This window comes from Pseudomonas sp. D4002 (assembly GCF_013385665.1).
GTDB lineage: Bacteria > Pseudomonadota > Gammaproteobacteria > Pseudomonadales > Pseudomonadaceae > Aquipseudomonas.
This window is the reverse complement of the sequence record NZ_JACAPN010000016.1, coordinates 1-11,366: the sequence shown is the minus strand read 5'-3', so window position 1 is coordinate 11,366 and position 11,366 is coordinate 1. Positions and strand designations below refer to the sequence as shown.

General features: G+C 61.0%; 11 protein-coding genes. 7 read left to right on the top strand and 4 right to left on the bottom strand.

Annotated features, from left to right (window positions below; genetic code table 11):
* Positions 1 to 82: 82 nt before the first annotated feature.
* Together HX824_RS09735 and HX824_RS09730 are read left to right on the top strand one after the other, a co-directional pair.
* Entirely contained in the window at positions 83 to 442 is a 360-nt protein-coding gene (locus HX824_RS09735; RefSeq protein ID WP_003217574.1) for a response regulator, read from the top strand.
* Between the two features lie 234 nt (positions 443 to 676).
* A complete protein-coding gene (locus tag HX824_RS09730; protein ID WP_003217572.1) occupies positions 677 to 2,077 on the top strand; it encodes a DUF1254 domain-containing protein in 1,401 nt (466 codons plus the stop codon).
* 30 nt (positions 2,078 to 2,107) lie between these two features.
* Here the strand turns inward: HX824_RS09730 and HX824_RS09725 are convergent, their stop codons facing one another.
* Positions 2,108 to 2,779, bottom strand: a complete 672-nt coding sequence (locus HX824_RS09725) for a DUF3313 domain-containing protein (RefSeq protein ID WP_087693015.1) — start codon at positions 2,777 to 2,779, stop codon at positions 2,108 to 2,110.
* Positions 2,780 to 2,976: 197 nt separating this feature from the next.
* On the opposite strand from HX824_RS09725, the gene HX824_RS09720 reads away from it, so the two are divergent.
* On the top strand, positions 2,977 to 4,800 hold the full coding sequence (locus HX824_RS09720; protein ID WP_177054476.1) for a serine hydrolase: 1,824 nt from the start codon (positions 2,977 to 2,979) through the stop codon (positions 4,798 to 4,800).
* Positions 4,801 to 4,806: 6 nt separating this feature from the next.
* The gene (locus HX824_RS09715; RefSeq protein ID WP_102369046.1) at positions 4,807 to 5,610 is read left to right on the top strand and encodes a MipA/OmpV family protein; all 804 of its coding nucleotides are present in this window, start codon (positions 4,807 to 4,809) and stop codon (positions 5,608 to 5,610) included.
* Between the two features lie 135 nt (positions 5,611 to 5,745).
* Here the strand turns inward: HX824_RS09715 and HX824_RS09710 are convergent, their stop codons facing one another.
* Both HX824_RS09710 and HX824_RS09705 read right to left on the bottom strand, forming a co-directional pair.
* Positions 5,746 to 7,023, bottom strand: a complete 1,278-nt coding sequence (locus HX824_RS09710; RefSeq protein WP_087693018.1) for an ATP-binding protein — start codon at positions 7,021 to 7,023, stop codon at positions 5,746 to 5,748.
* Positions 7,024 to 7,731: a winged helix-turn-helix domain-containing protein gene (locus tag HX824_RS09705; protein WP_003217561.1), complete on the bottom strand. Its 708-nt coding sequence runs from the start codon at positions 7,729 to 7,731 to the stop codon at positions 7,024 to 7,026.
* Between the two features lie 246 nt (positions 7,732 to 7,977).
* On the opposite strand from HX824_RS09705, the gene HX824_RS09700 reads away from it, so the two are divergent.
* The gene (locus tag HX824_RS09700; protein ID WP_003217559.1) at positions 7,978 to 8,364 is read left to right on the top strand and encodes an ectoine synthase; all 387 of its coding nucleotides are present in this window, start codon (positions 7,978 to 7,980) and stop codon (positions 8,362 to 8,364) included.
* A gap of 31 nt (positions 8,365 to 8,395) precedes the next feature.
* Complete coding sequence (locus HX824_RS09695; protein ID WP_177054475.1) at positions 8,396 to 9,595, top strand: MFS transporter; 1,200 nt, start codon at positions 8,396 to 8,398, stop codon at positions 9,593 to 9,595.
* Here the strand turns inward: HX824_RS09695 and HX824_RS09690 are convergent.
* Positions 9,551 to 10,153, bottom strand: a complete 603-nt coding sequence (locus HX824_RS09690; protein WP_008431008.1) for a tRNA-(ms[2]io[6]A)-hydroxylase — start codon at positions 10,151 to 10,153, stop codon at positions 9,551 to 9,553. The genes HX824_RS09695 and HX824_RS09690 overlap by 45 nt on opposite strands.
* Before the next feature lie 151 nt (positions 10,154 to 10,304).
* Between HX824_RS09690 and HX824_RS09685 the strand changes: the two genes are divergently transcribed.
* Positions 10,305 to 11,165, top strand: a complete 861-nt coding sequence (locus HX824_RS09685; protein WP_003217553.1) for a universal stress protein — start codon at positions 10,305 to 10,307, stop codon at positions 11,163 to 11,165.
* The last annotated feature ends 201 nt before the right edge of the window (positions 11,166 to 11,366 follow it).

Genomic DNA, 11,366 nt, shown 5'->3' with positions numbered 1-11,366 from the left:
GCCGGGACCGACAATACTCAGGATGAAAACGGTCTTCCCATCGCCCAAGACCTGCCCCTTCCACTGTTCGGGAACCTCCACTATGTCAGCCGCCCCCTCCACCATCCTTGTAGTCGAAGACGACGCCATCGTGCGCATGTTGATCGTCGATGTCCTCGAAGAGCTGGAGTACCAAGTGCTTGAAGCGGCCGATGCCGAAGAAGCCTTGAAAATAGTTCAAGACACCGACCAGACCATCGACCTGATGATGACCGACGTCGGCCTGCCGGACATGGACGGCAAGCAACTGGCCCTCAAGGCCCGTGAAATACGCCCCGCCCTGCCCATCCTGTTCGCCAGCGGTTATGCCGAAAATATCGATTCGCCAGCCGACATGCAGGTGATCGGCAAGCCGTTCTCGATTGATCAGTTGCGTGACAAGGTCAAGTCCATACTGCCTTGACTGCCCCCCGATGCCGCCTTTCACAGGCGGCACTTGATCTCGTTGATGTCAACTGATCGATAGATCTTTGCGTTGAACCTCACGTGCCAAAAGACTTCCCGAGCAACTGAGTGCAAACTCTGCCTGACACGCAAAGGTTCAGCTAGTTGCGACTGTACGTGCCCACCGGAGCCTGCTTTTATAACAGCTGAAAAACTCGACGACATCCGACTGACTCAGTAAGGACGCAACAACATGATTCGAACACCGACGCGCCTGCTGTTGGCGAGCCTCTCGATTTTCATGAGTACCGGCGCCTGGGCCGATTTCACCGCCACGCCGAGTGAAGCCCGGGCCATCGCCAAGGAAGCCTATCTTTATGGCTTCCCGGTGGTGGAGATGTACAAGACTCTCTACACCCAGGCTGTCGACAAGACCGGGGCGAACTTCAAGGCGCCGTTCAACCACATCGGGAACACCGCGCAGGCGATAACCCCTAAAGATACAGCGATCCCCACCCCCAACCCGGACACGCCCAACTCCTTTGTCTGGCTCGATCTGCGGGCCGAGCCCGTGGTGTTGACCCTGCCCAGGATCGAAGACAACCGCTACTACGCCGTGCAGTTGGTCGACCTCTATACGCAGAACTTCGGCTATCTGGGCACCCGCAGCACCGGTAACAACGGTGGCCACTACATGATTGCCGGCCCGGGCTGGAAAGGCCAGCAGCCAACCGATATCGACCGCGTCGTGTACAGCGAAAGCAACATCGCCTACGCCCTGTACCGCACTCAATTGTTCGATGAAAAGGACTTGGGCAAAGTCAGACAGATCCAGGGCGGCTATAAGGTCCAGACCCTGAGCAGCTACGTGAAGCAGCCCAAACCCATCAAGCCGCCGAAAATTGCCTGGCCCAAGCCTACGCCGAACATGAGCGACAGCGTGCATCTGTTCCGCTATCTGAACTTCATGCTGGCCTACGCAGCACCGCAGGACAGTGAGAAAGACGTGCTCGCGCGTTTTGCCAGGATCGGCGTCGAGGCGGGTAAACCGTTCGACCTCAAGGCCCTGACGGTTGAGCAACGCAAAGCGCTGGATGACGGCATCGCCGACGGCAAAGCCGAGTATGCAGCCTTCAAAAAAGACAAGATCGATACCCATCAAGTATCCAGTGCAGACCTGTTCGGCAATCGCGACCACCTTCAAAACAACTACCTGTACCGCTACGCTGGCGCCAACCTGCACCTGTTTGGCAACTCCGGCGATGAAACGGCCTACCTGCGCTACTCCGTGGACAGCGAGGGCAAACCCGCCAACGGCGCACGCCACAGCTACACCCTGCACTTCGCCAAGGACCAGTTGCCACCGACCGACGCATTCTGGTCACTGACCATGTACAACGCCAAGACCAATCTGCTGACCCCCAACCTGAAGAAGCGCTACGTGCTCACGTCGGGGATGTTGCCCAACTTCAAGCTCGACGCCGATGGCGGCCTGACGTTGTTGGTCGCGCACCACGAGCCACCGAAGGCGGAACAAAGCAACTGGCTGCCAGCACCACCCGGCCCGTTCTATGCCCTATTGCGCATTTACCTGCCCAAGCCTGAAGTGGGTAACGGGCAATGGAAGCAGCCACCGCTCACACCGATCAAATAGCACCCGCTCAAGTCGCGCACCGTTTGAGGCTTAGCCCTTTTTAAGCTTCAAAAACGATTGATGCAGGTCCGACGCCCAGCCGTCGATGACGTTTTTCACGTCATCGGCTTTCATCACCTGGGAGTCGTTTGCCAACGGTTTACCGGTGCCTTTGCGCACGACTTGGGCGACCACCTTGCCACTGGCACCGTCGAGGAATTGGGCTTCGGTGCCCAAGGTGGTTTCCTGGTCACGAATCCCGGCGCCCGTGCTGACCGTGGCGACCACCAGGGCGACAGGAATGTACTCATAGGGCTTGAGACTTTCGGTCTTGCTGCTGACGGCAGTGATCGCCGCGCGCACCACGATCACGCCCGGGCCTGGTCCGTCGGCCAGCGGCAAGGACTTTTCCAGTTCGCGCTTGAGCGCCTGGCTGTAGTAGGTGCTGATGCCCTGCAAGGTGCTTTCAGGGATCCTGGTGCTGGCTTGCGGCTTGGGGTAGAACTGGGTGGGCTCGATGTACACCGCGTTATAGCGGCTCAGACTCAGGTTGGGGTCCACCCAACGCATCACCTGCGCGCCCGATGGCGACTTGGCTTCCTTGAGGTTGCTGTAGTCTGAGAGAAACCCGGAGTATTCGTCCGGCTGCGTCACCTTGCTGGAACACCCCATCACCCCGATCGTGGCAATACACACGGTGCTGATCATTATTCCCAGTTTCATCGCGAGACTCCTTGGCTGACGTTGAGGAAGCGTTGAGCATTAGGTATAGCTGATGCTGGAGCTGCGGCAATGGAGCAAACCCGCTAGGGGCGGCCTGTATTAACAGTCTTTGACAGTTTCCCGACAAAGCTCACAAAGACTCATCGACGGCCCGCCCCTAGCATTCGAGCATCCAAACCACCCCTCGGGTGCTCATCATGTTTCGCACATTGCGCAGTATTCCGCTGCTGGGTTGCCTGCTGGGCAGCCTCGGCTGCCACGGCCAGCCGCCGGCCCCGCCGCCCGTTCCCAAGGGCGACTACAGCGCAATCATCCGCTACCTGCAAAAACGCATTCCCAGCGAAATGGCCAGGCAAAACATACCCGGCCTGTCCATCGCCCTGGTCAACGGCCAGGAACTGATCTGGGCCCAGGGCTTTGGCCTGGCCGACAAGGCCCTGGGCAAACCCGTCACCCCCAACACCGCGTTCCGCGCCGGCGCCCTCTCCAAACTGCTGACCGCCACCGCCGCCCTGCAACTGGTGGAGCAACAGCGCCTGGCCCTCGACGCCCCGATCCAGGACACCCTGCGGGAGTTCTACGTACGCTCGCGCTTTCATTCCGACCAGGCTGCCGCCGACCGCGACATCACCCTGCGCCGCCTGCTCAGCCACCAGTCCGGCCTGCCCAGCGAACACCTGCGGGACGTGCGCAACACCTTCGCCATGGGCCAGATGCCAATGCGTATTTCAGGGGTTTGGCTGAGCACGCCACCGGGGACCCAGGTGGCCTATTCCAACCTCGGCTACGCCCTGGTCGGCGCCGCCATCGAACGCAGCAGTCGGCAGGATTTCGAAACCCGACTGCAAAGCAGCCTGCTCAAGCCCCTGGAGATGAACCAGTCGAGCTTCGTCGGCACCGGCGCGCAACCGGGCTTTCGCGCCCGGGGTTATGCAGACGGCACCGTCAGCGCCGACGCCCAGGTGCGCGACCTTGCGGCCGGTGGCTTGTGGAGCAGCCCCAAGGACCTCAGCCACTACGTGCGCATGCTCTTCGCCCGGGGCCTCTATAAAGACAGACAGCTACTGGGCAGCCAGTCGATTGATGAGATGTTCACCCAGCAAAACACCGGCAACGCCCTGGACTTCGACTGCCAGATGGGCCTGGGGTGGTTTCTCGCCCCTTGCGGCGATGAGCCGGTGGGCCCCGGCATTCGCACCTTCCAGCACAGCGGTGGCGGAGATGATTTCGCGGCGCAACTGACGATGCTGCCGGACCAGCAACTGGCCGTGATCGTGATGGCCAACGACAGCAACGCCGAAGAGATGGTGGTGTCCCTGACCACCGACACTCTGCGCCTGATGCTCCAGGCCCAGACCGGCGACCCGGTGTGTGCCGACAACTGCCAGGCGCCCGCCCACGGCCTGAAAATCCGCCAGGTGCCCGCCGCGATCGACCGCAGGCGCCTGGCGGGTTTCTACGCCACGGCCTGGGGTGTCTTCCGTATCAAGGACGAAAACGGCCAGCTGTATGGCGAGTTGGCCGACACCCGTTTCGAACTGCTGCGCGACGGCCAGGGCTGGCTGCGGGCACAACAGAAATTCCTCGGCTTCTGGCTCAAGGACCTCGGCGAACTGGGCCGTGTGCAGCTGGATGTGGTAACGGTGCAAGGGCGCCAGATGCTCACCGCCCGCAGCCACGGCCAACGCGTCCCGGTGGGCGAACGCATCGAACCGACCCCGCTGAGCAATGCCTGGGCCGACACCATCGGTACCTATCAAGTGCTCAACACCCATGAGCCCGACGCGCCCCTGAGCGGCATCAGCGTGAGCCTGGAGAACGGCTTCCTGGTGATCCGCGGCCAACTGCACGACGAGCCGCTGACCGACTACATCCTGCTGCCCGTGGACAACGCCCACGCGGTGCTGGCCGGCAACGGCTATGGCCTGGGCGATACCGTGAGTCGCCAGGTCAATGGCCTGAGCGCCTCCGGCTACCACTTCAAACGTACCGATTCTCCCCACAACCCCTTGAGTCTCTGACCTCACATGAAGACCATCATGCGTTCAAAACACCTGTGCCTGTCCCTGACGTCGCTGTGCCTGCTGGCCAGCGCCGACACCCTGCTGGCCGACGACTGGGAATACACCCTCAAGGCCGGCGTGGCCAACCTGCCCCGCTACAGCGGCAGCGACGAGCGAGTCACCGCGCCGGTGCTGGGGGTGGCCATCGTCAGCCCGTGGGGGATTTTCCTCGACACCGACAAGGGCCTGGGCTGGGGTTATGACGGCGGCGGCGCGAGCTTCAGCGCCTACGTCGGCGCCAGCGGCTCACGCAAGGACGAAAGCAAGACCGGGCGCCCGGGCTCGAAGAAACTCAAGGGTATGGGCGAGATCAAGACTCGCGCCCAGGTGGGTGTCAGTGGCAGCTATAACCTGGGCGGGGTGATTCTCGGCGCAACCCTGGAGCATGCGCTTGAGGAAGATGATCACAAGGATTCCGGCAAGGCGTTCACCCATCTGGAACTGAGCCTGGGCACCAACCTGTACGACGGCGACTACGGTTCGCTGGATGCCAGCCTCAGCAGCCATTTTGGCGACAGCAACTACCTGCAGACCTGGTACGGCGTGACCACCGGCCAGGCCGCACAGAGTCGCTTCAAGGCCTACAAGGCCAGCGGCGGCAACATCAGCAACGGGATGAATCTGGTGTGGAGCTTGCCGATCAGCGAGCACACACAGTTTTCGACGCTGTTGGATGTGCAGTACCTGGCAGACAAGGCCGGGCAAAGCCCGATTGTGGAGAGACGCTTGCAGACGTCGGTGATGGGGATGGTCGAGTACACGTTCTAACTTTGGTAACCCAATCAAAATGTGGGAGCGGGCTTGCTCGCGAAGGCGGTGTTTCAGTCAATGTATCCGGCGACTGATTCACCGCCTTCGCGAGCAAGCCCGCTCCCACATTTGATCTCCATGGCTCCTGGATGATTACTCGGCATACGCCCAGGTCATCCGAAACGATGCCCCGCCCCACTCCGAATCCAGCACTTCAACCTGCCCGCCATGCCATTGGCACACGCGCCGCACCAGCGCCAGGCCGAGGCCGAAGCCACCGGTGCGGCGGTCACGGCTGGCGTCCAGGCGCAGGAACGGCTCGAAAATCTTCCCTCGCCCTTCCACCGGCACACCGGGCCCGTCGTCATTGACCCGTACTTCATAGCCGGTGCCAAACTTCACCAGCGACACTTCCACACGCCGGTCGGCGTAGCGAATTGCATTGCGCAACAGGTTGATCACCGCCCGTGCCATAAAGCGCGGCTCGATACGGATGTAATCGACTTCACAGGTGCGCAGCAGCAACTGCACGCCTGCCGCCTCGGCCTCCAGGGCGACGCTGCCGATCACACTGTCGAGCCAGCTGTGGGCCTCGATGCTTTCCCGGGTGATCTGCGTGGCGCCGCGCTCCAGGCTGGCGTAGGTCAACAGTTCCGAGACCATTTCTTCCAGCTCGCCGAGGTCGGCATACATGTCGGCGATCAGTGCGCGGCTCTCCCGTGGATCGGCCTGTTGCTTGAGCTGGTCGAGCTCAAACGACAGCCGCGCAATCGGCGTACGCAGCTCGTGAGACACGGCGTTGGTCAACTCGCGCTGGTTGGCGATCAGGCTTTCAATGCGCTCGGCCATCTGGTTGAAGTGCCCCGCCAGCTCGCGCACGGTAGAACGGCGCGGCAGCAGGATGCGCGAGCCGAGATCGTTGTCACCGAAACGTTGCGCGGCCAGGCGGATATGCTCCAGGTCACGCCAATGGGGCCGAACCCAGAAGTACAGGACAATCGCCAGGCACAGGCCGAGAAAGCCATAGGCCCACATGTACAGCCACTTGGGCTCTTCCGGCAGTTTGATTTCCAGCAGTTGGTGGCCGCCGTCGATGTTGGAGATGAACTCCATGAAATCCCCACGCACCACCAACTCGCCACTGGCCAGCAGTTGCTGTTCACGCTCGGTGAGTTTCAGCCTGTCCCGCTGCACCAGCGCCAGGCGCAGCCCATAGTGCGGTTGCAACTCGGCCAGGCGGGCGGCGCGCGCTTCCCCCGTCACCGGCCGCAATTGTTCCACCACCCCATACGCCGGGCCGCGCAGGGCTTCGCGGTTGTAGGTTTCGTTGGCTTCCGGCAACAGCTCATCGAAGGTGTAGTTCACCAGCCAGATCGCCCCGGCCAAGCCAATGGCCAGGATGATATACAGACGCAGAAACAGCCTTAACATCTAGACCTCCCAGGCGAACGGATTGAACAGGTAGCCCTTGCCCCAGATGGTCTTGATGCACACCGGTTCCCGGGGGTTGTCATTGAGCTTGCCGCGCAGCTTGCTGATGTACACGTCGACGCTGCGGTTGAGCCCGTCAAAGGCAATACCGCGCATGCGGTTGAGAATGTCATCGCGGGAGAGGATTTTCCCGGCGGCGCTGGCCAGCAACCACAGCAGTTCGAATTCCATGGTGGTCAGGTCGATCTTCTCCCCGCCCAGGCTCACCACCCGGCAACTGCGGTCGATGGCCAGGCGGCCGAACTCAAGGGCGCCGCGCACCGTGGGTTCCGGCGCCTGGCGACGTTGCAGGGCGCGCAGGCGAGCCAGCAGCACAGGCGGCTTGATCGGCTTGATCACATAATCATCGGCGCCGGACTCCAGACCGAGGATGTGGTCGAGGTCGTCTTCCTTGGCGGTGAGGATCACGATGGGCGTGTCGGACACGTTGCGAATTTCACGGCACACATGCAGGCCGCTCTGGCCGGGCAGCATCAGGTCGAGCACGACGATCTTCGGCTTGAACTCCAGGAACGCCGCCAGCGCCAGGTCGCCGCGGTGCACGGCCAGCACCTCGAAGCCATGCTGGGACAGGAAATGGGCGATCAGCCCTGCCAGCTTCTCATCGTCCTCCACGAGCAAGACCTTGCCGAGACCCAAGTTATCCATAAATTTCCAGTGCACGCGCGGATTGAAGTGTGCGCATTATAGGTGGCAAGCCGGCAGACTAAAGCAGCTGGCCATCACTGGCCGACGAAGCTTCATGCTTTTAAGAGTTTTTAACAGTTTCACCGCAGTCTTTAACTCGGTACCGTCCGCCAGATGCGCCCCACACGCTTTTCGGAAGTGTCGCTGATGACAACACCACAAACACAAGAGAATCATGGCCCTCTACCTACATAGCGGGAGAAAACCATGTTCGTTCGTCACAAATCAGACATTGAAAACACCGCGCACTTTGTCGAATGGGGCGCTGGCACCAGCCATCGGTTGCTGACGGAAAAGGACGGGATGGGTTATACCGTCTGCCACACCGTCGTGCGTGCCGGCACCGAGTCACTGCTGCAATACCGCAATCACCTGGAGGCTTGCTACTGCATCGCCGGTGAGGGTGAAGTCGAAGATATGGACGGTAACGTCTACCCGATCCGCCCCGGTGATATTTATGCGCTGGACCAACACGACTGCCATTATCTAAGAGGCGGAAAGGAGCAGGACCTGGTGCTGGTCAGCGTATTCAACCCGCCGCTCAAGGGCGACGAGCGCCACAATCTCACGGATAAATCCGGCTCCGGCTACTGACGACAATTTGACTCACGGACACGAGCACACCATGCGCAAGGATTACCTGGCCTTCTTCATTTCGTTGTTTCTGTCACGCCTGGCCGACCAGATTCTGTTGTTCATCGTGCCGCTGATCGTGTTCCAGACCACCAACAGTGTGTCCTGGGCGGGCCTGGCGTTTTTTGTCGAATCCTTGCCGCGGTACCTGTCGTTCCCGGTGTGCGGGGCGTTGTGCGACAAATATCCCGCCGTGCGCGTCCTGCATATCAGCCAGGTGTACCGGGCGCTGGCGTGTGGGGCGGCGGTGCTGCTGTATGGAATGTTCGACGGGATTTACTGGATTGTCATGCTTTCGGCGCTGTGCGGCGTGTTGACCACCCAGGGCATCATGGCCCGGGAAGTGCTGCTGCCGCATATCTTCAAGCATTACACCTACGCCAAGACCTTGTCCTACTCGCAGATTGCCGACCAGACCGGGCTGGTGCTGGGCCCGCTGGTGGCCGCGCTGATGTTGGGCGTCTGGGCCTGGCACTGGGTCGTGCTGGGGGTTGCCGGGCTGTTCCTGCTGGCGGACCTGGCGATGCGCATCTGGCAACGCCACACCACGGTCAATCTTGAAACTTTCGAGCAGCACAACGACATCTGGCTGCAACCGTTGCGCGTTGCCTTCGGGCATATCCGCGACCTGCCGGAGCTGAAAAGGATTATCGCCCTGGCGGTGGGTGTGAACCTGATCATCGGCGTCACCCTCGCCACTTCCGCCGCGATGGTCATTGGCCAATACGCCGCAGGCAAGGACACCTACGCCGGGTTGCAGGCGGCCGGCGCGCTGGTGACCATCGCCATCCTGTTTTTCCTGGCGCGCGCTTCCCTGCCGCTCAAGGTGCTGGGCGGTTTGTCGTATTCGATGATTGCCGTGGGAGCGTTGATCACGGCCATCAGCCCGAATGTGTGGGCTTATGCCGTGGGTTTCCTGCTGCTGACCGGTTTCGACAAGATGTTCAACGTGTACATCCGCAGTGTCCGACAACGGGTAATCCCGGCCCGGGACTTTGGCAAGACGGTGGGCGTGCTGACCTTGCTCAACAACCTCTCGCAGCCGCTGGCCGGGTTGCTGATCGCACTGCTGGCGGCGCCGCTGGGGACGCAGACGGTGATCCTGATACTGGCCGGGATCACCGCGTTGCTCGGTGCAGCGGTTGCGTCAGGCTGGCACGCCGCTGTGAAAGCGGAACTCGACGTCCGGTGACTCGATCAGTTCCTGCTCGGCGGCGCGTACACGGTCGATGACCTGGGCGATGTCCTTGGCGTCGCCGTACTGGTAAGCCAGTTTCAGGTAACCCTGGAAATGCCGGGCCTCGCTTTTCAGCAGGCCGAAATAGAACTTGCCGAGTTCTTCGTCCAAATGCGGCACCAGTGCTTCGAAACGCTCGCAACTGCGGGCTTCGATAAACGCGCCGACCACCAGGGTATCCACCAGTTTGACCGGTTCATGGCTGCGCACCACCTTGCGCAAACCCGAGGCGTAGCGGCCGGCGGACAGTTGGCGCAGCTCGATCTTGCGCTTCTTCATCAGGCGCATGACTTGCTCGTGGTGCACCAGTTCTTCCCGGGCCAGGCGTGACATCAGGTTGATCAGGTCGACGTGGGAATGGTACTTGGCGATCAGGCTCAAGGCGGTGCTGGCGGCCTTGAACTCACAGTTCTTGTGGTCGATCAGCAGGGTTTCCTGGTCGGCCAACGCGGCCTGGACCCAGCCGTCGGGGGTGCGGCAACCGAGGAATTCGTGGATTTCTGGCAGGTTCATCGGGCTCACGGGCAAAGATTCACAAAAGGCCGGGGATTATACCGACCGCGCCGCAGACCGCCAGCTACCGGGCTTGATGTGCATCAACATGACGTGTGCCGGGCAGCAACTATAGTTGTTCCACGCCCACCCTTTTTTGGAGAACCCGACCATGCAAGCCATACGCAGCATCCTGGTGGTCATCGAGCCTGAGCATTCGGAAAGCCTGGCCCTCAAGCGCGCCAAGCTGATTGCCGGCGTCACCGGGGCACATTTGCATTTGTTGGTGTGTGACAAGAAGCACGAGCATTCTGCGATGTTGAGCCTGCTGAAGGCCGGTTTGCAGGAGGATGGTTATAGCGTCACCACTGAACAGGCGTGGAATGACAGCCTGCATGAAACCATCATCGACGTGCAGCAGGCAGAGGGGTGTGGGTTGGTGGTCAAGCAGCATTTCGCTGACAGCCCGCTGAAAAAGGCGCTGTTGACGCCTGCCGACTGGAAGTTGATGCGCTACTGCCCGACTCCGGTGCTGCTGGTGAAGACGTCCAGGCCTTGGGCTGGCGGGGTGATTCTGGCGGCCATCGATGTGGGCAATTCTGATGCCGAGCATCAGGCGTTGCATAACGCGATCATTGATCATGGGTTTGATATCGCGAGTTTGGCCAAGGCGCAGTTGCATGTGATCAGTGCGCATCCGTCGCCGATGCTCTCGGCGGCGGATCCGGTGTTTCAGCTCAAGGAGACGATCGAGGCACGCTATCGTGAGCAGTGCAAGGCGTTCCAGGCGGAGTTTGATATTGACGACACTCATCTGCATATCGAGGAAGGGCCGGCGGATGTGTTGATTCCTCACGCGGCGCACAAGTGGCAGGCGGCGGTGACCATCATTGGTACGGTGGCGCGCACCGGGATTTCCGGGGCGTTGATCGGGAATACGGCGGAGGTGGTGCTGGATGCGGTGGACAGTGATGTGTTGGTGCTTAAGCCGCAGGAGTTGATGGATCATCTGGAAGAGCTGGCTAATGGGTGATGCTTCTTTTTGGGGGCATATCCGTTTTTGGGTGATGGCTTGTATTGGTTCCGCTCTTACAGCGGGTCACTTTTGAAAGGAGCCCAAAAGTAACCAAAAGGCTCTTGCCCCACCACTCGGCACCTCGCCTAGGCTCGGTGTGCCCTCACTCCGGCTTTGGACCGTGGGCCGCCGCGATGGGCCATCCTTGGCCCAGCGCGG

What these genes read in the sequence shown, in the direction of transcription:
- HX824_RS09735 (WP_003217574.1), top strand. Translation starts at nt 83, where the DNA reads ATGTCAGCCGCCCCCTCCACCATCCTTGTAGTCGAAGACGACGCCATC.
- HX824_RS09690 (WP_008431008.1), bottom strand. Translation starts at nt 10,153, where the DNA reads ATGAACCTGCCAGAAATCCACGAATTCCTCGGTTGCCGCACCCCCGAC.
- HX824_RS09720 (WP_177054476.1), top strand. Translation starts at nt 2,977, where the DNA reads ATGTTTCGCACATTGCGCAGTATTCCGCTGCTGGGTTGCCTGCTGGGC.
- HX824_RS09710 (WP_087693018.1), bottom strand. Translation starts at nt 7,023, where the DNA reads ATGTTAAGGCTGTTTCTGCGTCTGTATATCATCCTGGCCATTGGCTTG.
- HX824_RS09700 (WP_003217559.1), top strand. Translation starts at nt 7,978, where the DNA reads ATGTTCGTTCGTCACAAATCAGACATTGAAAACACCGCGCACTTTGTC.
- HX824_RS09725 (WP_087693015.1), bottom strand. Translation starts at nt 2,779, where the DNA reads ATGAAACTGGGAATAATGATCAGCACCGTGTGTATTGCCACGATCGGG.
- HX824_RS09730 (WP_003217572.1), top strand. Translation starts at nt 677, where the DNA reads ATGATTCGAACACCGACGCGCCTGCTGTTGGCGAGCCTCTCGATTTTC.
- HX824_RS09695 (WP_177054475.1), top strand. Translation starts at nt 8,396, where the DNA reads ATGCGCAAGGATTACCTGGCCTTCTTCATTTCGTTGTTTCTGTCACGC.
- HX824_RS09685 (WP_003217553.1), top strand. Translation starts at nt 10,305, where the DNA reads ATGCAAGCCATACGCAGCATCCTGGTGGTCATCGAGCCTGAGCATTCG.
- HX824_RS09705 (WP_003217561.1), bottom strand. Translation starts at nt 7,731, where the DNA reads ATGGATAACTTGGGTCTCGGCAAGGTCTTGCTCGTGGAGGACGATGAG.
- HX824_RS09715 (WP_102369046.1), top strand. Translation starts at nt 4,807, where the DNA reads ATGAAGACCATCATGCGTTCAAAACACCTGTGCCTGTCCCTGACGTCG.